Here is a 26109-nt window from a genome sequence, read left to right on the forward strand (position 1 = left end):
ATTCCAAGTAGACTACTTGGTTGATAGGCTGGAGGTGTAAGTGTAGCAATACATTCAGCTGACCAGTACTAATAAATCGTGTGACTTATCTTTCTTCTCTTCCCTATTAACTATATATTTATGGTTGATAACTACTGACCTCGTACGGTTAGTACTACCAACTAGAGAAATTTGTCCTTGTGACCATTGAGGAGGGGCCACACCCGATCCCTTTCCGAACTCGGAAGTTAAGACCTCCATCGCCGATGATACTGCCAGGTAGCTGGTGGGAAACTAGGTCGTCGCAAGGACTTTATTTTGAAAAGACCCGTACATGTTAATGTACGGGTCTTTTTGCGTGTTGTGTGGAGGGGGGATGGGAGTAAGTGGCAATAGGGATATCTTTACGGGCTTAGATATTGCATAAAAATGTACATTTGAATTAGGAGGAATAAATGTCCATATCAGGAATTGGTTTAGATTCCACTAACGCTAGGCAGTTTGAATCAGCAGGTATTAAGAATACAAAATCAAGCTCTTCAAGCTATAACGATTCAACAAGCTCTATATATGCCCTCAGTTCCTCAGGGAAAAATTTACCTGATGCGCCTGAAGTTTCTGAAGGTGAATTGGAACAAAAAGCTTACCTTGACTATTTGCAAAAATATATACGCTCATATGGTGCTCCTGAAGAACTCGAGCGAAGAGGATTGAAAGAATTGGAACCCTTATTGGTGGATGAGGATGAAAAGGAAAAGATAAAAAAGAAAGCTAATAAAAATTTTGACCCAAATGCTTTAGATACTATTTCTGAAACAATTCAAGATCCTGAAAAGGAGAATGAAATTAAAGTCGTAGTATCAAAGGTAGACGAAAATGGAGATATGAAAATTACTCGAATCATGAGTTTTGGAGTAAAGGACGGAAATAATGATAAGGAAGGCGATTCTAATAAGGGTGAAAGTCTTGATAATCAAGATGAATCAGATATGAACAAGGGCGGAAGAGGTTCTTCAGTATTCACGAATAAGGATAGAGAACAAGAAGATATTTTTTAATTTAGATGAGATCGCATAGGGTTTAATCACACTGTTTTAATGCTAAAGCTCTTAACTGTTGCATTTTTTCTCTATCCTTTATTAAGGTCTGCATTTCTGGATTATTTGAAATAATAAATGAGACTAATGCGGATGTAAGATTTTTGTCATAGCGCTTACTGCTTTCAGTCAGAACTATAGCTGCAAGAATCGGGTTTATTCCGTTTCTATGCCATCTTTTGGATATCATGGCGCAAAAGGCGTCTGCAACGCTACATACTTTCGTTTCAGTTGAGATTGACTCAGTTCGTCGACCTCTTGGATAGCCGCTTCCGTCTAATCGTTCATGATGGTCAAGAATGCAGGATCTCACCATTTCGTCTTTTATCTCCAGACGGTTAATCATTTTTTCTGCGATATCAACATGTTCTTGCATTCGTTGTTTTTCTTTATACAAGAAAGGTCCGTTTTTGGTCATAAGTGCTGCGGGGATTTGAGTCATGCCTATGTCGTGTAAAATTAAGCCTAATCCAAGTGAGTTGAGTTCAAGCTTTTCGTCTCCTTTGTGTACTGTTTTAAGGTATACTGCCGTACCAACGAACAAAGTATTAACTGAATGACAGCAAAGGTCATTTTCTCTTCGTAATGTATTAAAAAAATATGACCATCGATTTCTGTCTACCCACACATATTCACTAAAAATAGCTAGAACTGCTTTTAGTTGATCAAGGGTTTCAGTTATTGGATTGCTATAAAAAGATCGTACTTTTTCTAATATACCGGAATAAAAAATTTCAGCAGCAGCAGTTTCATCCAGATAGTGTTCAGTGAGCAATGCTCCAAGGTTTTGGCTAATGTGTCCAGCAAGCCCTGCATAGTCATCTTTGGTAATAAAAAGGTTTCCTTCAAGACACTGTTTGATCATTTGTTCTTTCTTTTTGGGAGTGAGCCTTGTTTCTTTAGGAAAGAGAGGAGCAACTCTCGAAAACTCTTCATCATATATACATAATGAGACAGGTGTCCTATTTCCGAATGTGCTGACAATATTGGAGCTTATTTGCAGATATTCTTCTGGAATCAAATTGTCTTGTTTAGCCTGACTGCTCATTCTTTTATGTCCTATGAGAATGTTATAACGAGTCTGAATTTCAAAATTATTCTATTTTTACATAATTTATTATAATAATAAGAAAAAGTAAATGAAGTAAAAGTTTAAATGAGTTAATTGAATTATTATTTAGTTAAGGTCCTATCCATTTCATTTATCTCGATATTTTTATTAAATAAGCATGGACCGTTATATGTTCTTGATGTGATTCTATATATACTGTAGCGTTCAGGTATTATAGAAATACTTGCGTAGGATGTGTTTGTTTTTATTACTTAATAATGATTGTTGGCTTTTGTGTAGAGGATTAAGTGAAAGGAAAAATTCCACTCAAGTTTTTGAATAGTTCTAAATGTATAATGAAAGATGACCCTGAAATTTTTCAGAAATTACGGAAAGTCATGGGGAAAGTCGCTGATAGCGTGGTCAAAGATAAGTATGTTGAAGATATTAATATTATTGAAAAAGATTACAAAGAAGACGATGACGCGGCTGAATAATATTGCTCTTAAGAGTCTGTTTTTGTTGTGTATGACGTTTTTTTTATATGCTCATACCAACGCATGCGCACAGGGTGTTGTTACTGTTGGTTTTGCGTCCTTTCCGCCTTGGATGATTCTTGATGAAGGGAAATTTGAAGGTTTTGATTGTGACTTGGTTCGAGGTGTTTTTAAACATATGGGATTAAAAGTAAAATTTGTTTCCGTGTCTTTCGATAGCAGCCTTGATCAATTAAAATCCGGCGAGATAGATGTTCTTACTAGTATGTTGTTTAGAAATGAAAGGAATGATTATATACGGTATGTTTCACCTCCATATAAAACTAAATCTATAAAAAGTTTTTATGTTAAAAAAGGGGCAGAAAATAAGATTAACCGTTATATCGATTTAGTCGGTTTAAGAGTCGGAGTGAAAAAGGGGGCAAAATATTTTCCGACGTTCGATCTTGATGACAGAGTGGTGAGGGTTTTTTATGGAACAACCGCTGAAGTCTTCGAAGGTTTGGTAAAAGGAGAGGTTCAAGTTGTTATTTCTACCGATTCGGTTGGGAACTATTTTATAAAGAATATGGGGCTGGATTCTTATGTTGAAGAATGCGGTTTTAAATATAAGCCGAAACTTATGCCTGTTTATATAGGCGTTTCTCGTAAATCTCCGTTGGCTGAAAGGGCTGATGAGATTGGTGCAGTGATACGTTATTTGCAAAATTCTGGAGAAATCGAACGGCTGGCTAAAAAATATTCAGTTAAGCTCAATTAGAATAAGTTGTCACAGCTTTCATAATTTTTCATTTCTCCACGATAAGCGGAAAGAATATCTTCCTTTGTTATAAACCCCATGAAGGTTCCATTTTTCATTACAGGCAATGTCCTTTTGCCACTTTTATTCATTATTTCCAGAATTTCAGCAGTTCCCATTCCATTTTCTACTTTCGGGGTGTTCTTATCCGTTGCTACTTCACTTATGTTACTGTGTTGATGTTCCGGATCTAAAATTGAAGACCTTGCAGAAGCTACATCAATCATACCCATAAACTCTTTTGTATCACTGTCGATAATCGGGATGTGGGTCTGGTTTGTGTTTTTGAGGACATTTAAAAAATCTATTACAGGCATTTGCGGACAAACTTCTGTTAAATTTTTGCAGATAAGCTTTTCAGGGTTGATGTCGGCTAATATTTTTTCATCAGTTTTAGGTCTTAGCAGTTGCCCTTTTTCCACGAGATCTTTGAAGTAGAAGGAGGACGGTTCAAATGCGTGGGTGAGCATTGAGGATATAAATGTGACGGCCATGATGTGCATAACAGCCTGATAGCTGTTGGTGATCTCTAAAACTAGAAAGACACTCGTTAAAGGAGCCTGCATCACTCCACTTAGAACTCCTGCCATGCCGAGCATTACGTATGCGGCCTCGCCTGTAATCCATCCATCCGGTATTATTGTAGATAAAGTGCGGTGAAAAAAAACACCAAAGGTAGATCCTATGACTAGGCATGGGGCAAATATACCACCAAGTCCTCCGCTGCCCAGCGTCAATGACGTTGTTAATACTCTGGCTAGTACCAATATAGCTATGAAAGTTATGCCCGGCGGGAAAGTCCCGTGAATTGCCATCCTGATGGATTTGTATCCTTCTCCGAGGGCTAGAGGGAAGAACAGTCCGACTAAGCCGACAGCAAGTCCGCCCAGTGCTGCTTTCAGCCACGGAATGCTGCTGATCGACGCTGACAGGGAACCTACTTGTCGTATTGATCTTACAAACGCGACAGATATCAGGGCTGTGAGTACCGCCAATAATATTGTTATTCCTAAGTCTGCGAAGCCCATCGGGGGAAATTGTTCACTGAAAGGAATAACATTTCCTTCTAGAAATCTGGATGTTTGCGTGGCAACAACGGAAGAAATAGCAATCGGTACAAGGTTGTAAGGAGTCCATTCTCCAAGAATAATCTCAACAGCAAAAATCATCCCTGTAACAGGGGCGTTGAATATCGCTGAAATTGATCCGGCGGCTCCGCATCCGATAAGAGTCATCCTCGATTGACCGCTCATTTTTAAAAGTCTGGATAAGTTGGAACCCATTGAAGACCCGCTAACAACAACAGGGGCTTCCGGTCCGGCAGAGCCTCCGCTGGCAATTGTAAGCAGACTGGTAACGAGAGCGCTTATGATGGATATAGGCCGAAGTATTCCCTGCTTGAGGCCTACCTTGGCGATGACTTCTCCTACTCCGTGTCCTCCGGATTCTTTAAAAATGTTTTTACTCAGAATTATTGCAGCAGACGCGCCAAGAGCTGGAAGAATGAATATCCACCAGTGATCAGAATTATCCATTCTGAGCTGATTAAAGAATTCCAACGCCGCATTCAGGGCTATCGCAGCCAACGCCGAACATACCCCCACGACAATCGCGGCAATGATCAAGAGAGCATTTTTAGCGGGCATTCTTTTATGCAGAAAGCTCTGTAAGAGCGGAGTGTGTTCAGGTCTACTCATCTTTTTAATAAAGAATTCCGACTATTGTACCCGTCATGCAAGTTGCCAATGTTCCGCCGATAATTGATTTCATTCCCATTTCTACAATCTCCTCTTTGCGTGAAGGCGCTATTGCTGTAAGCCCTCCTATCAAAATACCAAGACTTCCTAAGTTAGCAAATCCACACATAGCATAAGTCATGATTATTGTGGACCTTGGTGAGAGCAAGCCCGGAGAAAGGTTTGCAAGCTGTAGGTAGGCCAGAAATTCATTTAGAACTGTCTTGGTGCCCATCAGCCCGGCTGCGGTTGAAGCTTCGGAAGCTGGGATTCCCATGAGCCAGACAATAGGCCACATTATAAAACTGAGTATGCGTTGAAGTGTAAGTGGTTCGCCATATATATTGGGGAAAAAATTTAAAATTTGATTTGCAAGTGAGACAAGAGCTATGAGGACAAGAAGCAGAGCGACTACAGTGATAAGAAGTTTGACCCCGTCAGAAGCTCCTTTGGTAATTGCGTCCATTGAGCTTGAGGCTGAACTGGTGATATTAACTCCGTTTCCGGCAAGGGTGTCTGTTGTTTCAGGGACCATCAGCTGGGCGATGAGAATCGCGGCCGGGGCGCTGATAATTGATGCTGTAAGAATATGTCCGATGGCACCTGGGAGTACAGGATTCAGAATTGAGGCATAAAGCACTAGGACTGTGCCTGAAATAGTTGCCATGCCGCTTACCATAAGGGTCATAAGTTCACTGCGGCTCATTGATTTGACATAGGGGCCGATTATTATTGGAGCTTCTACCATGCCTACAAAAATGTTTGCTGCCACACCAAGCCCTAACGCGCCGCCGATGTTCATTGTTTTTTGCAGAATAAAGCAGAATGCTTTGACAATGATTGGAATGATACGCCAGTAAAAAAGAAGTGCGGATAAGGAGCTTACGACCAAAATGAGAGGCAATGCCCTGAAGGCTAAAGTCCAACTTGCTCCGGGTGAAATTTCAGAAAAAGGAAGCGGGCCGCCTCCGAGGTATCCGAAAAGAAAACTTGTTCCGGCTTCGGTAGCTTGTTGCAATGCTTCAACAGCGTGATTCAAAGACATCATAGCATTACTAAATGCCGGAATTTTCAGCATCATAGTAGCAACGGCAATTTGAAGAAGCAGTCCTATGGCTACGCTTTTAAAACGGATATGACGTTTATTTTCACTGACCGCCCAAGCTATAACCATTAATCCGAATAAACCGAAGATGCTTTGAATCATGTTTCCATCCAAGTATAAGATTAGCTCTTTTTTTTAATGTATTTATCTGAATTACATAATCATCATGGAGCCTGCAACAGTAACAACAGCGAACTTGTCTTTGTATGTAAAAAAAGATTATACTGAAGAATGTTCTGTTTTGGCTTTTCTAAACAAGATATTAAACTTATGATCCGGAGGATCAACTGTATGAATGAAAAAAGCATTATTCTTTCTAAGGTTCTTGAACCTTTTCCTTTTTGTAGTTAGTATTCTAGAAAATTATGTCTTTATCTTGTGGAAAACTTGCAACTTTAGGTAGGCACTCCCGTTTAGGGAATGACGTCTGATAAAGGGAAAGCTTTATGAAAGTTGAATTAGCAAAACCGTTTATCAAAGCCGCTGTAGATGTTTTATCTATGATGGCTATGATTACTCCGAAACCCGGTAAGCCTTATGTGAAAAAAGGGAAAACCGCAGTTGGTGATGTTACTGGGTTAGTCGGTATCACTGGTGATATGAATGGAACAATTTCAATCACATTTACAAAAAATTGTGCTGTTACAATTGTCAAGAACATGCTTGGCGATGATATTCAGGATATTTTGCAGGATGTTCAGGATGCTGTCGGTGAAATCACTAATATGATTTCAGGACAGGCCAGAGCCGGACTTGTCGAGCAGGGGCTGACTTTTTCCGGTTCCACTCCGTCTGTAATTATGGGGGATAATCACTCTATTTCACATATGGCCTCTACCCCCATAATGGCCATTCCTTTTACCTGCGAGGCCGGAGAGTTTACTATCGAATTCAGTTTCGAGTAACATCCTGCTTTAATGAAAAAAAGAGAGTCACTAATATGTCTAGTCTGATCGGGTTTAGAGAACAATCATTTTTGGACAAAATCAGTATTCTGAATGAAGTTTCAATGGGGAAGGACATTGCTGATCTCGATCCGCTTCTTGATTTATTCCAGAATCCTCTTGGAGATACTTCTGTAGATTATATGGTTGTGAGTGCGTTAAACGGAGTGCTTTCTTCTGATGAAAGCAGCGCTGTTAAATTATTGGAAAGTGAAAATGACAAACTTAAGGTCCTTTGCATAAGGTCATGCGGAGAGTTTAAGTTTAAAACAGCGGTTCCGGTTCTTTCTGTTTTAGCTGAGCAGACAGATGATACAGATCTGCTTTTTGAGTTGTTGACCTCTCTTTCAAAGATAGGTGGGGAGCCCGCTCTCGATATTTTCCGTGCTAATATCACGAATGAAGATGATCTGGTTGCCTCAATGTCTATTGAAGTGGCCGGTGAGCTGAAAGATGAAAAGTCCGTCGAGGCTCTGATCACCATCGTTAAATGCAATAATGAAGATGCCAATTATGAAGTTTGCGATTTAACCACATGGAAAGCTGTTGAAGCTTTAACTTCTATCGGCTGTGAGTCTTCTCTGAATTTTATTGTGGAGAATTTACATCACAGAAATCCTACTGTCCGCAGGGTTGTAACAGACTGTCTGACAGAACTTGGCGCTAAAACAGTTCCTTACCTTCGGAAAGTAATTACTCCGGGGGCAGATAAGGATGATATGATTCTTGCGGCAAACGTCCTTGGTTTTATCGGTGACAAGAGCGGTCTTGAAATTCTTATGGATGCTCTTGATAAAGAATATTCTACAGACTCCAGTGTAAAATATGCCATATATGAAGCCATTGGTAACATCGGAACAATGAAGGGTGTTATCAGTCTTATTGATGGGCTTGATAATGATGATGAGCTGATAACTCTTGCGGTTATTAACGGTCTTGATCATCTGGTTAATCCCGGTGTTATCAAAAAGATGATTGAAATGATCAGCAAGGGCGGAAGTAAGGCCGGGAAAATTATCAGAGCAGTTGTAACAGCGAAGGCTTTGAATATTTTTGAAGGGCTTTATAATGAAGGAAAAATCGGTCGTTTTATGATGAACGCCGTTGTAACCTCTAAAGATCCTGAAGTTCATGAAGCCTTTCGCGGTAAGCTTGTTGAGATAGGCGGAGAAGTTGCAGACGCAGATATAGCAAGACTTCCTGAGACTGTTGAAGCCGGAAGTAAAAAAGCTCTCGCCGTTGATGATTCTAAATCAATGCTCGCTCTTTATCGTAGCATCCTTACAAATATCGGTTTTGAACCTTCAATTGCTGAGAACGGGCAGGAAGCATATTCTTTTGCTGAGCAGGGTGATGAGTTTGATATTGTTATTACAGACATGAACATGCCTGTAATGGATGGAATGGAGCTTGTTTCAAAGCTTAGAATGACTGATGGATTTGAAACAATCCCGATAATTATGGTTACGACAGAATCAGAGGTTTCTCAGCTTGAATTGGCGAAAAAGACCGGTGTTACCGATTTTATTACCAAGCCTTTTACTCCTGATCAGCTCAAAGCTAAAATCGAGGAATACGTTTCTTAGGACGTGTAGCAGATTGTTGATATTTTGATTTAATATGAAGGGAGAGGATAATAGTCCTCTCCCTTTTTTTATTGCTGCATAATCCGGAGGATCATATTTGTGATTTTTGGGCTGTAGAGCATAGCAACATGGCCCATTGCCGGACAGGGTAATGTTTTCCAGTCTGTTTCGCTAGGCAGTAGGTTTTTCCACGGTAGAACCATTTCATCTATAGGCGAAAATATTGCCGTTTTCTGAATGGAATTGAGTGGTGGGGTTGTATGAATTGTTTGAAAAAGTGAACTCTCTGGATGCAGGCTGCGTCCTAATCTTCCCGGAGCGATTTTTGCCAACAGGCTGCCGCGAAAAGGGGTTCCGAGGGTGATAATTTTAGCAACTGATTCCGCAACAGCTGGATCGGATACGGCTCCTTTAATAATTAATCCTCCAAGACTATGGCCTATAAGCACAATTTTCTGATTATTGTTTTCCGCATAAAGTTTAAGGATACGCCTTCGCAGTTCAAGAACAAGTTCGGGATACGAAGTCGTGAAGCTGTTGTATGACCATGTATTAAGGTTGCTGTAGCCGGCTTTACGCAGTTTCGGCTTCATGAGAAACCACGCTGTTTTATTATGATAAAGGCCGTGAGTCATAAGAACAGGTAGAGGATTACCTTCTTTTTCTGGATGTATATCCCGGCAGAGAAAGTCAAACGGGCGAGTCAGGGTTGCCGTAAGCATGCTTATTGCTGTGGTTGCTACAGATGTAAGCAGGTCGTATACAGCTTGTCTGGTTCCACGTTGCATAAGTTCTTTGCGGTTTGCGATAGTCATGACGATGATCAGAGGAAGAGGGATCATCAGGATGATAAGTAGAATTGTCAGAAATATTTTTGTCATATTTTGAGATGCATTTAATTAGTTGTTTTTAAGAAACCTATTTTTCAAATTGACGTAAAATACTTTGCTCTGCAACAGTAACTTGAAATTATAATTATTGGAGATTTAAAATGAATCGTAAAATATTAAGCCTTGATATCGGTAGCGGTACTCAGGATGTTCTCTATTATATTGAAGGTGTTGAAGTTGAAAATTGTTTTAAGTTTGTGTTGCCCTCTCCGGCCCGTGTTGTTGCAGAGCTGATTAAGAAACAGACAAATAAAGGATGTGATATTTATCTTACCGGTAAAAATATGGGTGGCGGCTTCGGTAGAGCTGTGAATGCGCATATTAAAGCCGGGTATAAAGTTTTTGCGCATCCGCGAGCTGCTCTTGCTTTGGGAGACGATTTGAATCGTTTGGAAAAAAATGGAATTGTGTTAAGTACATGCTTACCCTCTGGGTGTGTTCCTGTTCATCTTGAGGATTTCAATTCCGGTTGGTGGAATTGTTTTCTTTCCGCAGCTGGCCTTGAGCAGCCGGATCTGGTTGTAGCTTCTGTGCAGGATCATGGTTTTCATCCGGGAAAAAGTAATAGAATGGGCCGGTTCAATTTATGGAAGCGCTTTTTGCTGGATAACAAGGGAAAACCGGAAGAACTCCTTTTTGAAACTGTTCCAGAAGAATTCACAAGGCTTTCTGAATTGCAAAAAAGTATTGGTGGCGGGCAGGTCTGCGACACCGGAGCTGCTGCTGTTCTGGGCGCGTTTTTTGTTGATGAGATAGTTGAGCGTAGCTTTAGAGAAGGGATTTGTCTGATTAACGTCGGGAATAGTCATACGGTTTCTTTTTTGCTTTTCGAAGGGAGAGTTCATGGTGTCTACGAGCATCACACTGGAAATATGACTCCCGAGAAACTATGGTCAGATTCACAGCTGTTCAGAAAAGGTGAACTTAGCTTCGAAAGTGTTTTTGATGATTATGGGCATGGCTGTGCTACTCTTGATCTGTCTGAAAAAGCTTGCGGGTTTATTCCTACCTATGTGATGGGGCCGCGCCGGGCCATGCTTAAAGGTTATCCTGTTGAATTTCCGTCCCCGGGTGGTGATATGATGCTTGCAGGTTGTTTCGGACTTATAAAGGGACTTGAATTAAAAGGAACTGTTTAAATAACTCTAGCTTGTAATCTTGCATGGATTTGTTAATACCGATAGTAAGTAATCATTTGTGGTGTTGTGTTGTAATTTGAATTTATGCAACTTCATTTAAATATAGACTAAAATTATGTTGCGCTCCTTACTTCTTGCATTGTCCATGCTGTTGCTTAGCTGCACCCCTTCCTTGGCGGAGGGGTGGCTTTCGAACGCCCTCAGAGATCTTGGCTCCGGTAATCTGGATAGAATACTTATTCTCGGAGCGGGGATTGTTATTTCAGTGCTTTTGCTTTTTATCGTGTTTTTATATCTGAACATTGTAAAAAGAAGGATGGTTGAGCTGGAATTACAGCGCGAACGCGATCTCATGGGCAGCATAATGGAAACTAGCCCCATGGGGGTCATTGTCATGGATCAGGAGGGTGTTATTGTTTTCGCGAATGATCAGGCTGCAAGAGTTCACGGGCTCTCCCGGGAGAATATGATCAGGCGGAAGTACAATGATCCGGGCTGGAAAATTACTGCTCATGACGGTTCCGTTTTTCCCGAAGAACGGCTTGCTTTCAGCCGGGTAATGAAGATTCGAAATGCTGTTTTAGATATACGTCACGCAATTCACTGGGATGATGGTCGCCGGGTTTTACTTTCAATCAATGCTTCGCCTCTTTTCGGTGCTGATGGTGATATTCAGAAAGTTGTTTCTACTGTTGAAGATATTACAACCAGAAAAAAGGTCGAAGAAGCTTTGAAGGAGAGTGCTTACAGGTTCAGATCGTTGGTTAAAACGGCTGAAAGTGTGATAATCCTCCTTTCTCCCGACAGAAAAATTTTAGAATTCAACCGTATGGCTGAAGATCTTTTTGGGCGGACCCGGCACGAAGTTTTAGGGCGCGATTTCTTTGAACTTTTCCTTCCCGAAAGATTGTGGGGAGAAACTTCCCGTCAGTACGCAACTGTTCTTTCCGGTACTCCTTTGCGATTATTTGAAAGCAATGTGCGTATTCGCGGCGGTAAAGAGCTTACTATGCAATGGTCTTTGTCTAGATTGCTCGATACTACGGGGGATTCTCTCGGTGTGCTTGCTGTCGGTCAGGATGTTACAGAACGTAAGCGGTTTGAAGCTGAACTCTGCGAAGCTCGTGATGCCGCGGAAGAGGCGAACCGGGCAAAGAGTGAATTTCTTGCCAATATGAGTCACGAAATCAGAACTCCCATCAGTGCGATTATCGGAATGAGTGAAATGACACTCAGTACCGGTTTGGATGACGAACAGCAGGGATATCTGGTTACAGTAAAAAAAGCGGCCGAATCTTTACTGAGTATTATCAATGATATTTTAGATATTTCTAAGATTGAAGCCCGTAAGATGGAGCTGAGGCCCGAAGATTTTGATTTGCCTGACATGCTTGAAAAACAAATGTCTGTCTTGCGAGTTCAGGCGGAAGAAAAAGGAATTGAACTTCGTACTAGCGTAAGTAATACCGTGGATAGGTGTTATCTCGGTGATAGTCTTCGTCTGGGGCAGATTATAATGAACCTTGCAGGTAACTCGGTTAAGTTTACTGATAAGGGTTACGTAGAGATCTCCGTTAAGCGTGTCGGCGAGTGGGAAGAAGGGGAGATTCTTGAATTTACAGTAAAGGATACTGGAATAGGTATATCGGAAGACAAGGCTGAAAAACTTTTTGAAAGTTTTGTACAGCTGAATGCAGGTTATTCCAAACGACATCCCGGTAGTGGATTGGGACTTGCCATTTCACGGCAGCTTGTCGAAATGATGGGTGGCAGTATTTCTTTTTCCAGTAAGGTTGGCTGGGGATGTGAGTTCACTTTTACTGTGAAGCTTCAATCAAGTTCCGGGCCATGTTTGAAAGATGTTGTCGAGGTTGTGGATGAGGAAGAGTTTGGTAGTTCTATACCTGCTCATATCCTTTTGGCTGAAGACAATGCGACTAATCAGATATATATTTCTCATTTTCTTTCTGAGCGCGGATTTGAAATTGAAACAGCAGAAAACGGTATTGAAGTCTTGGATCTATTGGAAAACAGTGGGCCGTTTGATGTTATTTTAATGGATGTTCAAATGCCTGAGATGGACGGTTTACAGGCGACTAAAATGATAAGGGATGCCGGTAACGACATCCCTATAATTGCTTTGACAGCTTATGCTATGGAAGGGGATCGTGAAAAATTTCTGGAGAGCGGCATGGATGCTTATGCTTCCAAACCCGTCAATATAGATGAGCTGGTCCAGATCATAAACAAATTTTTACCCGCTAAGAACTAATCACTCACCTGAGTCTGTTATTGCTCCATTCCTTCCTTTTTCTCAATATTCCCAACTAGATCTTTGTGCAAAATTTTTGCTATTTGTTCTTTAAATTCTATCAATTCTTTTTCGTTGACCCCTGCGATAATATCTTCTTTCGAGGTTATTTCGTCGAACCCCATAGGAAGGGAGCAGACAAGATGAATACCGACTGTTTTGCCGTCAACGCTAACTGTGCCCAGTATGTTTGATTTTTTAACTTTTTTCCTGACAGACTGAGGAAGGTTGGAAACATTAAGAAGCGTTTCTCTCGGGTAGAAAATATATCCGAATAAGAAATGATCACTTTTAAAAGCGTCATTCTGGAAGCCGCTGTTCATATCAAGACCACTGGCCTTTGTAGTTTCGAGCATTTGCATGATGTCGGAAGCAATGCTTTCTGCGTAACTTTGATCCATTTTTAAACCCTCCGAAAAAAATATTATTTGTATAAACTTTTTGATTTTACTTAGACACAGATTCTCTCAGCGTCAGAAAAGGAATCAAGCATTTGCAAGGTGAGAATGTCAAGGTTTTAAGATTGTTTCCGGCTAACTTCTTGGTTCCGCAGTTTGCCCCACGGTTTGAAAATTGAAATCCATACCAGTAGTAGAAGGCATCCGAAAATCATGAAGGCTGAGATTTCGTTCAGTAATTGATTCTTTAAATATTCAGGGGTTTGCAAAGCCATTAATTTAATACTGCCTGAAATTTCACTCATGCGTTCAAGCCAAGGCATGTAGAAAAGAAACCCGAAGATTATGAATCCTATGTTAACAGCCCATTTGGTGATGATCCATTTGAACTTAAAAAAGCCCCATGATGTTTTCCACGCAAAGATAAAGCCGGTGATAAGACATCCAAAAGCTCCGGATGTGACAACATATTCATCAATTATTTTTATGCAGACATCCCGTGCATAAAGTTCGCCTCCTGAATGCGGCGTGAACATGCAGTGAATAAGGACCATGGAGAGGGCTCCTCCGCCCCAGAGGCATGCGCTCAACATATGAAATGTTCTTACCCACTTTATAGATTGCGGGGTCATTTTTTCTGTCATTCTTTTTTCATTCTATTATATAAGTTAAAAATTTTCTGAGTTAGTACAGCTTGCTTAATAGGCTTGGATAGAAATTCGTCTGCTCCGGCATCTAAACATTTTTTCCGGTAGTCCGCAGAAGCATGGGCGGTCAGAGCTATGACTCCTGTACGCTTTCCATGAGTATTCTTTTCAACCATTCTGAATTGATTCAGGAATTGGTAGCCGTCCATTACAGGCATTTCCATGTCCATTAAAATAATATCAAACTTATCATTCAGGGCAAGTTTAAGCCCTTCTTCTCCGTTCGAAGCCATTACCAAGGTTGCGTGCGAACTTTTGAGGAAGTGTCTGATCAATTCCCGGTTAGGAATATTATCTTCAGTCAGGAGAATCTTCATTTGAGGAAGAATTACCTTATTATCAGCGGAGAGATGGTCCTCATTAGAGCCTATGTCCAGTACGTCCAGTATGCCGCGAAGAAATTGTCTTCGTATTATGGGTTTTGTGGTCCCGGCATAAATAAGTTTGTTGTCAATGAGTCTTCTGTCAAAGCTCGCACCGCGTTGAAGGAGTATAACCGGAGGAATTGTTTTTTCGGCGTCTCGGAGAGATTCAAGCATGTGAACGCCGTTCTCAAGGTTGAGATCAAGAATCAGCAGGTTGGATTTGTGCCCTTGCGGAGAGAGCAGGAGCGCTTTCAGGGAATCTGTGTTCGTGCAAGGGGTTGTAGTTGCTTTGAAGTAATTGAGCATCTCGCAGATTGAATTAAGAGTCTTGTAATTATGAGCGGCTACAATGATGTTAATCCCTGACAGGTCCGGTTTAAGAAATGATTGAGATTCACGATCTCTGGGAAGAGGGATAGTGATTTCAAAAGAACTTCCTTCACCGGGAACACTTGTAGCGGAGATTGATCCGCCCATAAGCTCTGTCAATTTTTTACTGATGGATAGTCCAAGACCTGATCCCCCGAATTTTCTCGTGGTAGAGGAATCTGCCTGCGAAAAAGGAGCAAAGATTGCTTCCAATTGAGCCGGATCAATACCTACGCCTGTGTCATCTATGGTGATGGTCAGATTGTCAGGTTGATGAGTATTCGCCGCGCGGGAAACAGTAATACTAACCTCTCCGCAGGATGTGAATTTAACCGCATTGGAAAGAATATTCAGTATAATCTGACGTAATCTAGTCGGATCGCCAATAACAAATTCAGGCACGTCCGGTTTATATATGGATATAAGCTCGATATCGCGTGAAGATGCTGCCGCGGCCTGTAAGTATAAAATTGATTCAACTTCCTGCAACAGGTCAATGGGTATAGCTTCAAGTTTGACGTGGTCTGCTTCCAGTTTTGAAAAATCAAGAATGTCATTGATTATGGACAGTAGTATTTCACCGGAAGATTCAAAAATATTTACATATTCTCCCTGTTCCTCATCAAGTTCCGTTCCTTTGAGCAGGTCGGCAATTCCGATGATAGAGTTAAGAGGAGTACGGATTTCATGACTCATACTTGCTAGAAAGGCACTTTTAGCCTTGTTCGCTTCTTCGGCTTTTATAATGGCATTTTCCAGCTCTTCCTCTGTCTTCATGTGTTCTTTAATTTCAGTATTCAGGTCAGCCGTTCTTTCATCAACTAATGCGGCCAGCTTTTTTCTTTGTTTTTCAATTGATTTTACCCGGAAATGAATCACCACAAAAATCATCAGAAGGACTAGGGCCAGAACTGATGCTATAAACCACCATGTTCTCCAGAATGGCGGAGTAATATTGATTTTGATTGATGTTCCTGTTTCATTCCAGATGCCATCGCTATTGGACGCTTTAACTTTGAAGACGTAACTGCCGTGGTTGAAGTTTGTAAAAGTTGCGGACCCTTCGGCTGCGTTAAGCCAGTTGTCGTTAAAACCTTCCAATTTATATTTATATTTATTCAGATGCGGGTTCTGGTAGTCCAGTGCAGCAAAGCTGAAGGAGAACATGGCATCTTTCCATGAAAGAGTGATTTCTTTAGTTTCAGTAATGTTTGTTGCCAGTTCGGCCGGGCTGTTAAGAATGTTTAAAGCCGTAATGACGACAGGTGGCGGGGTGGGATTTATTTTAATATCTTTCGGGTAAAACATGTTCATTCCGTTAAGTCCGCCGAAATATATTTTACCGCTTTGACCCTTATTGTAAGAGTTTATCCAGAATTCTATTCCCTGCAATCCGTCCGAAATCCCGAAATTTAATATTTTACCGTTTTTAGGGTTCAGATGGGAAATTCCTTTGAATGTAGAAACCCATATATCGCCGTCGCTATCGAGGCAAAGACCTTGGATGCCGTCGTTGGCAAAACCGTTTTTCTGCGTGTATCTGGTGAATAAACCTGTTGCGGGGTCGAATCTGTTGAGGCCCGCGTCAGTCCCGATCCAAAGGGAACCGTCCGCTGCTTCCGCAACGGGAGTAACCCTGTTGTTTGATATTGAGTTCGGATTATCAGGATTGCTTTTGTGGTGAATAAATGTGCCGTCAGATCTATTCATCAGATCCATGCCTGCATTTGTACAGATCCAGAAGTTGTTTTTACTGTCTTCAAAAATATTACGCACGCGGTTATGCGCCAAGCTGTTCGGGTCAGAGTCAGAGTGTTTGTAAAGCTTGAAATTTCCGGTTTTGCGATCAAGTCTATTCAGCCCTTTCTTGCTGGTGCCGATCCAGATGTATCCTTGACTGCCTTCATTAATCCACCAGATATTATTTTGACTTAGAGAATTTTTATTTTTTTTGTCACGGCGGTATCTGGTTTGAATCCCTTTATTTTTATCAATAACAAATACGCCTTTTTTACGGGTTCCGACCCATATAAGACCTTTAGAATCTTGGAATATACAGTTAATTTTGTCACCCGGAAGATTCCACGGTTCCGGGGATTTGCTGCTGAAATTTTTAAGGTCTCCGGTTTGAGGATTATAGGAGCTTAATCCGTTTTTATAAGTGCCTATCCAGACTAGACCTTCACGGTCTTCGAGAACTGCGCTGATTTCTTTTCCGGGAAGTGTATCTTTTTTCCACGGTTGATATCTTATTATACCGAAAGCCTGCATTTTAGGGGTCAGCTTACTTAGTCCGTCAGCGTAGGTGCCAACCCATAAAACTCCGGAACGGTCTTCAATAACATGAGTAACCTTGTTGTCGCTGAGGCTTTGCGGATCAAGCTGGTTATGCTTAAAAAATGTGAATTCCATTTTTTCAGGTTTAGCCGTAGCTGTCTCAGGATCTCTTTTGCCAAGTCCCTCAATAGTTCCGAGCCAGAGGTTTTCTGCTCTGTCTTGGAAAATATCGTTTATTTCTAATGACCTGAAGATAGTTTTGAATGAATTGTCAGCGGTATCAAGAATAGAGATGCCTTCTTTGGTTCCTATCCATAATTGATTTTCTTTGTTTTGGTAAAAGCAGAGCACCGTGTCGCCGCAAAGGGTCTTTTCATCTTCGGGATCGTTGAAAAAATGTTTAAATTTATGTTCTTTTTCAAGAAAAAGGTTCAATCCCTTGGCAGTTCCTACCCAGAGACGGCCTTGCTTGTCCTCGTAAATAGAGCGAATTTCATCGTGACTGATGCTGAACGGGTCATTGGTATGCTTAAATTTTTTAAAAGTAAGGGATGTTCTGTCAAAAAGGTTAAGGCCGTTCTCTGTACCTATCCATAACTGCCCCTTAGAATCTTCATATATACTTGTGACGTTTTTTCCGGAAATGGAGTCGGGGTTATTTTTGTCCGGTGTAAAACTTGTAAAAGTATCTTTATTACGGTTGTACGCATTCAGTCCGCCGCTTTTTGTTCCTACCCAGAGAACTCCCGAGCTATCTTCGTACAGAGTTCTAACATTTCCGTCTGAAATTGAGCCCGGTAATTTAGATTTTGAATAAATTTTCATCTGCCGACCGTCGTAACGGTTTAGGCCGTCATATGTTCCAAACCACAAAAATCCTTTAGAATCTTGCAACATGCATAGAATAGAGGACTGAGATAGCCCTTGGTCCAGAGAAAGCCGTTCAAATCTAAGTTCTTCTTGAAAAGCTGAAGCCGGAAATGCTCCCCAAAGTAAGAAACAAAAGGAAAGCACTGCGACTATGCACTTGAAACTGTTTTTGGTATGTAAATATGTATTCATTATACTGAGTTGTTAAGGTAATTTTTTTTAAAACAGAGCATAAAAATGAAAATACTTCAATCATATAACTGCAACGCGCTTATAATAAAGCATGCTGTATTGGTTTTATCTGATTTATATATTGTGGTCGAAGGTTTGTTTTTATGTAGATAATGTAGGATTGATCCGCTCTAAAGCCCAATCTACCTGTTCGGGAGTTATTACCAGTGGGGGAGCGAACCTGATTATATTGTTATGAGTTTCTTTACATAGCAGTCCTTGCTCTTTTAGTTTTTCACAGTAACTTCTGGCCCCTCCTGCATCTGATTTAAACTCAACAGCCAGAAGTAAGCCTCGTCCTCTGATTTCTTTGATTTTAGGATTTTTGATTTCTTTAAGTCCTGCTAAAAATTTTGCACCTACATCCCGTGCGTTATCAATGAGATTCTCTTCAGTCAGGACTTTGAGGGCAGCTCTTGCCACTGCGCATGCAAGCGGATTTCCACCAAAGGTCGAGCCGTGTTCGCCGGGCTTTAGAACCCCCAGAACTTCTGAATTGGAAAGCACTGCTGAGACTGGATAAAAACCTCCCGAGAGAGCTTTGCCTATCAGTGTTAGATCAGCCTCGATTTCTTCGTGTTCCTCGGCAAGCAATTTTCCCGTACGTCCCAGCCCTGTTTGGATTTCATCAAGAATCAAACTCACATTGTTTGCCGTGCATATCTCACGTACTTTTTTGAAATATCCATCCGGTGGAATGATAACTCCTGCTTCGCCTTGTATCGGTTCAACAAGAAAACCCACAGTGTCGGGTGTAATTGCATTTTCAAGTGCTTTAAAATCGCCGAACGGAATAACTTTGAAACCGGGAGTGAATGGTCCGAATCCTTTGCGTGATGTCGGATCTGTTGAAAATCCGACAATGGTGATAGTCCTTCCGTGAAAATTGTCGGCACAGACTATTATTTCTGCACGGTCTTCAGGGACTCCTTTAACAAGATAGCCCCATTTTCTGACAGCTTTGATGGCTGTTTCAACAGCTTCAGCTCCGCTGTTCATCGGTAAAACTTTGTGTGATCCGGTTAAAGCACATAGTTCTTCATAAAAAGGGCCCAGTTGGTCGTTTCTGAAAGCTCTTGAGGTGAGAGTAAGTTTTTCAACTTGCTCCAGCATGGCTTTTTTTATTTTGGGATGGCAGTGTCCTTGATTAACAGCTGAATAAGCAGAGAGACAGTCCATATATTTTTTGCCGTCGACATCCCAAACCCAGACTCCTTCGCCTCGTTCAAGAACTACATCAAGAGGTTTGTAATTTTTGGCTCCGAACCTATCTTCCAGTTCTATGTATTCAGACGACTTCATTTGGTCTCCTCTTTTTATAAATATTATTTAAAATAGTATAAATAGGGTGTTTTGACCAGTTGATAGATGTTTTTTTGATTGTTTTTGGAAAGTGTATATTTTGCCCAGGGTGAGTCTGGATATATAAATAACTGGCATGAGATTATTTTATGTGCTTAATATAATAGAGTAGGTGTTTATGCTAAGGAGAGTCACAGGGAGGTTTTGCAATGCACAGGGTCTTATTTGTCGACGACGATGTGGCCAGCCATCTTTTATTTAAGCAATTTCTTAAGAAATTGCCGGAAGTTGTGTGTGTTAGCAATGGTGAAGAAGGGCTACAGCTTTTGAAGGAGCGTGACGACTTCAAAGTTATAATTTCTGATTATGATATGCCTTTGATGAATGGTATTGAGTTTTTATCAAAAGCCAAAGAGGTGCGGCCTCAGGTTGTTCGTATTCTGCTCAGTGGACGGGCCGACCTGCAGGTTGCAGTCGAAGCTGTAAACGAATGTGATGTCTTTCGCTTATTGACTAAGCCATGTTCTGCTAAGGTTTTAAAAATTGCATTGCGTGATGCTTTTGAACATCACCGGGTTATTACTTCGGAAAAAGAATTGATGAATAAAACAGTCCGAAGTGTAATCCATCTTATAAGTGACGTTACTTCTCTTCTGAAGCCGGAAAGGTATACACGCACAGCTCGGATTTTACCTTTAGTAAAAGCACTTTGCCGTAAATTCAGTGAAGCAGATAGATGGAGTACTGAAGTCGCCGCAGTGTTGTCGGTTGTCGGTTTTATTTTTCTGCCGGATTCACTCATGGCTAAAGTTGAAGACGGAGCGGTCCTTTCCGGGAGTGATTACAAAACATATTTGCAGCATACTCGTTATTCCTCAAAATTAATTTCCGGTATTCCCCGTTTTGAGAATGTTGCAACAATATTGTCCTTGCAGGAAGCTAATTGTGTGCAGGATCAAAGGGATGGAGGTTTTTCCGGTGATGAAGTTCCCTTAGGATCCAGAATTCTTAAAGTTGTATCTGATTATGATCGCTTGAGTTTAGGAGGACGACCGAAAGGAGAAGTTCTTTCAATGCTTAAAAGAAGAGCAGACCGTTACGATCAGAATGTGCTTAACGGTTTGATTGATATCCTCGGAGATGATGCGACTTATTATCTTCGGGAAGTTTATCCGCTTGGACTTGAGAGAGGAATGATCCTTGCCCAAGATGTGTTCGGAGATATTAAGGGGCAGCGTGTAAAATTTTTGGCAAAGGGGCAGAAGTTGAGTGATGCTATGATCGATTATATTTATAAAAATTCTGAAAGTATCATGGACATCACTCAAAAAATTGTAATTCGTGAGAATCTTGTCATCGAAACAGCCGTTGATGGCGGGGATTTGATGTGAGTGGTTCAAAAGGCTCCGAATATCTGATTGAAATAGATAGATTAAGGCCTGGAGTTTTTATAAGACTTCAAGGGGTTCCATGGTATAGGCATCCTTTTTTGACAAGCAGTTTCAGGATTAAGGATTTTGATCAGATAGAGACACTTAGAGCCTTGAACGTTAAAAAAGTAATATGTGTTCCTGATGAAAGTTTAACGACTCCACTTGATGTATCCCGCAAGAGTAAGGTGGCACCTCATTCTGTGCTTCCCGGCGAAAACCCTGTTCCGGATGGTTACTACGATGAAAAAAATAAGCGGATTAAAGTTCTTCGTGAGAAGAAAGCTTCTGTGGCTAGGGCTGTAAAAAAATATTCATTGTCTCTTTCTCAAATTGAGACTCTGATGCTTTCCATAAGTAGAGGGAATGATCAATTTATTGAGGATGCTATTCAGTTCTCAAGTGATCTTTCCAGCTATTTTTTGGAAGATTGTGAATCTATAATGCATGTGCTGAATATTCAAGATGATCAGAATGACAGTCTTTATTACCATTCTTTAAACGTGACCGTGCTTTCTTTAATCCTTGGGAGATCTATAGGGCTTGCAGAAACAGAAATGCGTGATTTGGCTATGGGGGCGATGTTTCACGATATAGGTAAATCAAAAATAGAAAAGAAGATTTTGCGTAAGAAGGGGAAGCTGACGAATGTGGAGCGATCTGTAATTCAGAAACATCCGTTCTATGGGGTACAAATTTTATCCAAGAATGAAAACTTTCCCAAAGAAGCGATGAAGATTGTGTATCAACATCACGAAAGGTGTGACGGAAAGGGGTATCCCAAAAAAATGCAGTTTAATGAACTTTCTAAACTGACAAAGATTTTATCTGTGGCCAATTTTTACGATGGACTCATAAACAAGCATGATTCATCCAAATCGCTTACTCCTTATCAAGCCCTTTCTTATATGTATACCAAGTATTCAGGAATGCTGGATAAAGAAAGTCTTTCTGTTTTTATAAGGTGTATGGGAATTTACCCTCCCGGGACTATTGTGCTTTTAAATAATGATCAGATAGGGATGGTTGTTTCAGTAAATCTGGCTAAACCTTTGTCACCAAGTATTGTTCTTTATGATCCGCAAATACCTAAAAAAGAAGCTTTGATTCTTGATCTCGAACATGAAAGCGATTTTACTATTACGGATTCTGTTTCACCGGCAAAGTTGTCGAATGATGTTTATGAATATCTGTCTCCGCGAAGCCGTATTACATATTTTGTTGATCCTGATTCGGTTTCGGAGGTTTAGTTCGTTTTCTTTTAGATACTTAATAAAAAGCGGCTCTTTTCACGATAATCATGAAAAGAGCCGGCAATCTAAATGTAAGTGTTTTGAGTTTTATTGTTGTTTTCTAATTTCCACTTTTGCTTTTTCCACCCATTTGGAGACGACAGGCGGTTCATATCCGGCAAACGAGTCAATTATTCCGGCGGGAGAGCTTGCCGTTAAAAGCATGTCTTTGTGTACGCCTTTTAAGAATCCTTCTTCCACAACGCTTCCCAGAAAGTCGAGAAGCTTGTCGTAATATCCGTCAATATTAAGCAGCCCGCAGGGTTTATTGTGAAATCCAAGCTGCGCCCATGTAAAGATCTCAAATATTTCATCCATAGTGCCGATGCCGCCCGGCATAGCTATAAATCCGTCAGAAAGTTCCGCCATCAGAGCTTTGCGTTCGTGCATGGACTCTGTGACGTGCAGTTCAGTTAAGTTAGGGTGAGAAACATTTTTTTTTACGAGGCTGTCGGGAATAACACCGATGACTTTTCCTCCGGCTTCGAGTGCGCTTTCAGCAAGAATTCCCATCAAGCCCATATCTGAACCGCCGTAAATTGTAGTTATCTTACGTTTAGCCAGTTCCCGGCCCATATTACGAGCCGCTTCAGCATATTTTTCATCGTTTCCTGGATTTGCTCCGAGGAAAATACATAAACTTTTCATGATTATCAGTCTCCGAAATGTAGTTGTTGTCGCTATAATGCTATGTTTTGTTTTGGTAGAACGTATTGTAGGCAAGAGTCAGCAGTACTGCGAATCCGGCTGAAATTACTCCCAAAGCGGCATTATAGAAAGGAGGCGCGGCAAGAGCAAGTCTTATAAGTAGAGTTACCAGAGCAAAGCCTGAGTTTCTAAAAACGGCATGGAATGACGGGAGAAATCTCTGCGATATAAGAACCAGCAGGATGTCACTGAAAATAAGAATAGTATAAAAGATGCTGAAAAAGTCGAAGTAATGTTTACCCATCAGCGGGCATAGTAGATTATAGATTCCCAATACCGTAAAAATTGCCAGCAACAGAAGGGCTACCAGTTTTTTTGAGGCAACATATCTGAATTTGAAAGTCGGTTTGAGTGATGGTCCCGGGCGTTGAATTTTATAGTAGATACCAAGGAGAACGAAAACGGCAAAGGCTCCTGTTCCGTCCGACAGTATTTTATATATGGAGGTCATATCTCCGGTGAAAGTGATCGGTTCCGGGAAGTTTACCAGTTCTTTAAAGGAGTTTCGCATCAAGATAAGACATAGAATTTCAAATTGTTTTCCTACTGATTTTGAAAAAGAGCAGGGCAGAACAAAGATCAGGCTTATAACTTCAAGGAAAAGGACAAGTGTGAAAGCAATTCCTATAGCGTGGTAATGGTTGTCAGGAGTTTTTAACGCTATAAAGTCTGGAAGCCACCCTCTGTTGCCCAGTTCTATTCCGATTAAGGCCGCGATAAAACAGGCTACAAGAACACCGGCTACTGCGCGCTGTGTTCTTTCCCGTTCCCAGAAAGCGTGAAGGGGGTCGAAGGCGTAAGTAGCCAATTCATAAATTGAGTATTTCATAAGAATTTAATTATGATGACTGTGCAGTCATCTTCAAGCGGAAGACCTCTCCTGTGGTCTGAAACTTGTTTGTGGATCTCTTCTACTATTTCCTGTGCAGGCTTATCACAACAGTCGCGTATAATTTCGCGAAGTTGTAACTTACCGAATTGTTCACCTTTCGGACTGTGTGCTTCCCATATTCCATCTGTGTAGAGAGTAAGAATTTGTCCTGCTTTCAATTGGGTAAAATTTTCTTTGTAGAGATAATATTCATCTACTCCGATAGCCAGCCCGGTTTTTATCAGTTCATCAAAATTATCCGTTTCGGGATCATAGATCAGAGCCGGGTCGTGCCCGGCCCGAATCCAGTTAATTGTTTTCTTTTTAGTGTCGCAGATTGCAGTGAACAATGTCATAAAATGACCGGTCTGTGCGCAGTCTTCTGTTATAAGTGTGTTAACTTTGCTTATAACTTCAACAAGAGGACGCCCCTGTCCGGTCAGAGCGCGTATGTACGCCCTTGCGCTGGTCATAAGCAACGCTGCGCTGACTCCATGTCCGGAAACATCTCCAATTGCTGTGGCGAAAATTTCATTTCCGCATGTGGCGCAGTCTATGAAATCAAAATAATCACCACCTGTTTTCTCGGAGAAAACACACTTGGCTCCGATTTCCGCCCCTGAAAATTTGGGTGTGGATTTAGGAAGCAAATTTTGCTGAGCCTCATCTGCCAGCGATAAGGCCTGAAGTATAGACGAATGTTCTCTAAGTTGCGGAACCATGAGATTGAAGTTTTCAGCCAGTTCTCCTAATTCATCTTTTGAATGTAAGTCGGCTCTTGCTCCCCAGTCGCCTTGTCCGACTTTTATTACCGCTTCTGATATCCGGCGGATAGGCGAGGATAAGTTCTGCGATACAAAATAAGCTACAAATCCAAGGACCGCGATTATGGATAAAGCTATAAGGGTTGTATCTTTGATTTGCCGGGAGATGCTTTCACTTACGTATTGTTCCGCTTCGTCAGCTTCAGCTGTAAAATCTGTTACCGGAATTATGACCAGCAGGGCCAAAGATTTATTGATAGGGCTGTAAGTCCAGAGTGACGGAATTCCATTGTCTTTTATTTGAAGAACGCCGGATTGCTGTATTGTAATATCTTTTACAAGGGTTGCAAATTCCGGATTGCTTTCATAAATCCATTCCGGTTCGGGCGGGATCTGCCAGAGGTGTCCGCGTGCCTGTATCGATGTCTTTTCGTTAGAAGACCCCTCGTTGCGTCCGACAATCAGGAGTTTGTCTTTATTTTCCTGATTTTTATGATCTGATAAGACCATCATTATTTTAACGTTCTTTTTGGTGCTCATGAGCAGAGCACTGCTGATAGCTGTTCCTACCGGGACAACTAAAGAAGCTGCTCCTATGAATTCATCTTTGTCGTTAAACAGAGGACTGGAAAGGCGGTAACAAAGGGATTTTGTTGCCGGATCGGGAGCAGGGTCTGTCCAGAGAGTATGAAGTGTTTGTTTAACTTCTTTGTACCAATGACTGATTCGAGGGTCGTATTTCGGAGGGATAGATTTGTGTGCAGGGAACGTTGCCTGTAATCCACTTTCAAGGGCGACTTCCTGCCATAATGCTAATTCGTTGAGAGTTTGGCTGCATGCTTGAAAGGTGTGGAGCAAAGGGGTTAGTTTATTTATTGATGGCATTGCTTCGTTAGTTGATAGCCCTTGTGGCAGCCAAAAAGAAATATGTTCCGTTGAGATTGGGAGATCTATGAGATCTCCTTTTTTATGTGAAATCGTCTGATTCCCCTGTTGAAGGCGCATGCCGCGGCCCATCATAGCTGATTTTTTATAATCCGGGTGAACATAAAGTTTCGGTATATTCTGCGCACCTTCTGGAGTCGTTATAAAGGGCACACTGTGCGGGGTAGACAGTACGTTTTTTGTTAACAGGTTTTCAGCTTCATTTTGCAGAGTCTTGATAGTTGTTCTATACAATCGATCTTCAAGATTGAGTCTGGCGGCGGTCCCTTCAGCCATTTGGGCAAGGTTGTCTGTTGCGCGTTCAAGCAGAGTAACCCTTGTTTGAGTCTGAAGATCGGAACCGAGGTCTGTCAGGGTGTTTAATCCGTGCGCTCTGATTATGATCAGCGGCAACAGAGAAAACATGAGCAGTATGAGGAGTATTTTCCAGCGAATTTTCATACTAT

20 protein-coding genes and 2 rRNA genes are annotated in these 26109 nt (G+C 41.2%); 11 read left to right on the top strand and 11 right to left on the bottom strand.

Annotated features, from left to right (window positions below; genetic code table 11):
- The 3 genes from BLT41_RS17095 to BLT41_RS17105 form a co-directional block, all read left to right on the top strand.
- A 23S ribosomal RNA gene (locus BLT41_RS17095) occupies positions 1–93 on the top strand; the annotation flags it as partial.
- Positions 94–175: 82 nt separating this feature from the next.
- Positions 176–290, top strand: a 5S ribosomal RNA gene (gene rrf / locus BLT41_RS17100).
- Between the two features lie 144 nt (positions 291–434).
- Positions 435–1037 carry a hypothetical protein gene (locus BLT41_RS17105; protein WP_092163451.1) on the top strand — a complete coding sequence of 201 codons (603 nt, stop codon included), beginning with the start codon at positions 435–437 and terminating at the stop codon, positions 1035–1037.
- A 22-nt stretch (positions 1038–1059) separates the two neighbouring features.
- Here the strand turns inward: BLT41_RS17105 and BLT41_RS17110 are convergent, their stop codons facing one another.
- Positions 1060–2124 carry an HD-GYP domain-containing protein gene (locus tag BLT41_RS17110; RefSeq protein ID WP_092163452.1) on the bottom strand — a complete coding sequence of 355 codons (1065 nt, stop codon included), beginning with the start codon at positions 2122–2124 and terminating at the stop codon, positions 1060–1062.
- A 311-nt stretch (positions 2125–2435) separates the two neighbouring features.
- Between BLT41_RS17110 and BLT41_RS17540 the strand changes: the two genes are divergently transcribed.
- Both BLT41_RS17540 and BLT41_RS17115 read left to right on the top strand, forming a co-directional pair.
- Entirely contained in the window at positions 2436–2624 is a 189-nt protein-coding gene (locus BLT41_RS17540) for a hypothetical protein (RefSeq protein WP_170830408.1), read from the top strand.
- A gap of 31 nt (positions 2625–2655) precedes the next feature.
- On the top strand, positions 2656–3384 hold the full coding sequence (locus BLT41_RS17115; RefSeq protein ID WP_280141316.1) for a substrate-binding periplasmic protein: 729 nt from the start codon (positions 2656–2658) through the stop codon (positions 3382–3384).
- On the opposite strand, the gene BLT41_RS17120 is transcribed toward BLT41_RS17115, so the two are convergent.
- Positions 3381–5120 carry a chloride channel protein gene (locus BLT41_RS17120; RefSeq protein WP_092163457.1) on the bottom strand — a complete coding sequence of 580 codons (1740 nt, stop codon included), beginning with the start codon at positions 5118–5120 and terminating at the stop codon, positions 3381–3383. The genes BLT41_RS17115 and BLT41_RS17120 overlap by 4 nt on opposite strands.
- A gap of 4 nt (positions 5121–5124) precedes the next feature.
- Complete coding sequence (locus BLT41_RS17125; RefSeq protein WP_092163459.1) at positions 5125–6366, bottom strand: NupC/NupG family nucleoside CNT transporter; 1242 nt, start codon at positions 6364–6366, stop codon at positions 5125–5127.
- Positions 6367–6710: 344 nt separating this feature from the next.
- Between BLT41_RS17125 and BLT41_RS17130 the strand changes: the two genes are divergently transcribed.
- A complete protein-coding gene (locus BLT41_RS17130; protein WP_092163461.1) occupies positions 6711–7169 on the top strand; it encodes a chemotaxis protein CheX in 459 nt (152 codons plus the stop codon).
- Between the two features lie 35 nt (positions 7170–7204).
- Positions 7205–8794: a HEAT repeat domain-containing protein gene (locus tag BLT41_RS17135; RefSeq protein WP_092163463.1), complete on the top strand. Its 1590-nt coding sequence runs from the start codon at positions 7205–7207 to the stop codon at positions 8792–8794.
- Positions 8795–8862: 68 nt separating this feature from the next.
- Here the strand turns inward: BLT41_RS17135 and BLT41_RS17140 are convergent, their stop codons facing one another.
- Positions 8863–9675: an esterase/lipase family protein gene (locus BLT41_RS17140; RefSeq protein ID WP_092163464.1), complete on the bottom strand. Its 813-nt coding sequence runs from the start codon at positions 9673–9675 to the stop codon at positions 8863–8865.
- 110 nt (positions 9676–9785) lie between these two features.
- On the opposite strand from BLT41_RS17140, the gene BLT41_RS17145 reads away from it, so the two are divergent.
- Positions 9786–10823, top strand: a complete 1038-nt coding sequence (locus BLT41_RS17145) for a DUF1786 domain-containing protein (protein ID WP_092163479.1) — start codon at positions 9786–9788, stop codon at positions 10821–10823.
- A gap of 115 nt (positions 10824–10938) precedes the next feature.
- Positions 10939–13095 carry a PAS domain-containing hybrid sensor histidine kinase/response regulator gene (locus BLT41_RS17150; protein WP_092163480.1) on the top strand — a complete coding sequence of 719 codons (2157 nt, stop codon included), beginning with the start codon at positions 10939–10941 and terminating at the stop codon, positions 13093–13095.
- Positions 13096–13112: 17 nt separating this feature from the next.
- Here the strand turns inward: BLT41_RS17150 and BLT41_RS17155 are convergent, their stop codons facing one another.
- From BLT41_RS17155 to rocD, 4 genes are all read right to left on the bottom strand, one after another.
- Entirely contained in the window at positions 13113–13535 is a 423-nt protein-coding gene (locus BLT41_RS17155; protein ID WP_092163481.1) for a hypothetical protein, read from the bottom strand.
- A gap of 116 nt (positions 13536–13651) precedes the next feature.
- Positions 13652–14176 (bottom strand): hypothetical protein, encoded by a 525-nt coding sequence (locus BLT41_RS17160; protein ID WP_092163482.1) that lies wholly within the window; start codon positions 14174–14176, stop codon positions 13652–13654.
- On the bottom strand, positions 14173–18312 hold the full coding sequence (locus BLT41_RS17165; RefSeq protein WP_092163483.1) for a hybrid sensor histidine kinase/response regulator: 4140 nt from the start codon (positions 18310–18312) through the stop codon (positions 14173–14175). The genes BLT41_RS17160 and BLT41_RS17165 overlap by 4 nt, the downstream gene beginning before the upstream one ends.
- A 141-nt stretch (positions 18313–18453) precedes the next feature.
- Positions 18454–19653 (bottom strand): ornithine--oxo-acid transaminase, encoded by a 1200-nt coding sequence (gene rocD, locus BLT41_RS17170; protein WP_092163493.1) that lies wholly within the window; start codon positions 19651–19653, stop codon positions 18454–18456.
- Positions 19654–19862: 209 nt separating this feature from the next.
- Between rocD and BLT41_RS17175 the strand changes: the two genes are divergently transcribed.
- The gene (locus BLT41_RS17175) at positions 19863–21044 is read left to right on the top strand and encodes an HD domain-containing phosphohydrolase (protein WP_092163494.1); all 1182 of its coding nucleotides are present in this window, start codon (positions 19863–19865) and stop codon (positions 21042–21044) included.
- A complete protein-coding gene (locus BLT41_RS17180; protein ID WP_092163495.1) occupies positions 21041–22333 on the top strand; it encodes a cyclic di-GMP phosphodiesterase in 1293 nt (430 codons plus the stop codon). Before BLT41_RS17175 ends, BLT41_RS17180 begins: the two co-directional genes overlap by 4 nt.
- Positions 22334–22423: 90 nt before the next feature.
- On the opposite strand, the gene BLT41_RS17185 is transcribed toward BLT41_RS17180, so the two are convergent.
- The 3 genes from BLT41_RS17185 to BLT41_RS17195 are packed head-to-tail and all read right to left on the bottom strand — an operon-like array spanning position 22424 to position 26104.
- Positions 22424–23023 (bottom strand): LOG family protein, encoded by a 600-nt coding sequence (locus BLT41_RS17185; protein WP_092163496.1) that lies wholly within the window; start codon positions 23021–23023, stop codon positions 22424–22426.
- 40 nt (positions 23024–23063) lie between these two features.
- On the bottom strand, positions 23064–23912 hold the full coding sequence (locus BLT41_RS17190; protein ID WP_092163497.1) for a hypothetical protein: 849 nt from the start codon (positions 23910–23912) through the stop codon (positions 23064–23066).
- Entirely contained in the window at positions 23909–26104 is a 2196-nt protein-coding gene (locus BLT41_RS17195; protein ID WP_092163509.1) for a SpoIIE family protein phosphatase, read from the bottom strand. The genes BLT41_RS17190 and BLT41_RS17195 overlap by 4 nt, the downstream gene beginning before the upstream one ends.
- Positions 26105–26109: the final 5 nt, after the last annotated feature.

Source organism: Maridesulfovibrio ferrireducens (assembly GCF_900101105.1).
Taxonomy (GTDB): Bacteria; Desulfobacterota; Desulfovibrionia; order Desulfovibrionales; family Desulfovibrionaceae; genus Maridesulfovibrio; species Maridesulfovibrio ferrireducens.

Coding starts and splice junctions, on each gene's coding strand:
- BLT41_RS17105 (WP_092163451.1), top strand. CDS start 435: ATGTCCATATCAGGAATTGGTTTAGATTCCACTAACGCTAGGCAGTTT.
- BLT41_RS17110 (WP_092163452.1), bottom strand. CDS start 2,124: ATGAGCAGTCAGGCTAAACAAGACAATTTGATTCCAGAAGAATATCTG.
- BLT41_RS17115 (WP_280141316.1), top strand. CDS start 2,656: ATGACGTTTTTTTTATATGCTCATACCAACGCATGCGCACAGGGTGTT.
- BLT41_RS17120 (WP_092163457.1), bottom strand. CDS start 5,120: ATGAGTAGACCTGAACACACTCCGCTCTTACAGAGCTTTCTGCATAAA.
- BLT41_RS17125 (WP_092163459.1), bottom strand. CDS start 6,366: ATGATTCAAAGCATCTTCGGTTTATTCGGATTAATGGTTATAGCTTGG.
- BLT41_RS17130 (WP_092163461.1), top strand. CDS start 6,711: ATGAAAGTTGAATTAGCAAAACCGTTTATCAAAGCCGCTGTAGATGTT.
- BLT41_RS17135 (WP_092163463.1), top strand. CDS start 7,205: ATGTCTAGTCTGATCGGGTTTAGAGAACAATCATTTTTGGACAAAATC.
- BLT41_RS17140 (WP_092163464.1), bottom strand. CDS start 9,675: ATGACAAAAATATTTCTGACAATTCTACTTATCATCCTGATGATCCCT.
- BLT41_RS17145 (WP_092163479.1), top strand. CDS start 9,786: ATGAATCGTAAAATATTAAGCCTTGATATCGGTAGCGGTACTCAGGAT.
- BLT41_RS17150 (WP_092163480.1), top strand. CDS start 10,939: ATGTTGCGCTCCTTACTTCTTGCATTGTCCATGCTGTTGCTTAGCTGC.
- BLT41_RS17155 (WP_092163481.1), bottom strand. CDS start 13,535: ATGGATCAAAGTTACGCAGAAAGCATTGCTTCCGACATCATGCAAATG.
- BLT41_RS17160 (WP_092163482.1), bottom strand. CDS start 14,176: ATGACAGAAAAAATGACCCCGCAATCTATAAAGTGGGTAAGAACATTT.
- BLT41_RS17165 (WP_092163483.1), bottom strand. CDS start 18,312: ATGAATACATATTTACATACCAAAAACAGTTTCAAGTGCATAGTCGCA.
- rocD (WP_092163493.1), bottom strand. CDS start 19,653: ATGAAGTCGTCTGAATACATAGAACTGGAAGATAGGTTCGGAGCCAAA.
- BLT41_RS17175 (WP_092163494.1), top strand. CDS start 19,863: ATGCACAGGGTCTTATTTGTCGACGACGATGTGGCCAGCCATCTTTTA.
- BLT41_RS17185 (WP_092163496.1), bottom strand. CDS start 23,023: ATGAAAAGTTTATGTATTTTCCTCGGAGCAAATCCAGGAAACGATGAA.
- BLT41_RS17190 (WP_092163497.1), bottom strand. CDS start 23,912: ATGAAATACTCAATTTATGAATTGGCTACTTACGCCTTCGACCCCCTT.
- BLT41_RS17195 (WP_092163509.1), bottom strand. CDS start 26,104: ATGAAAATTCGCTGGAAAATACTCCTCATACTGCTCATGTTTTCTCTG.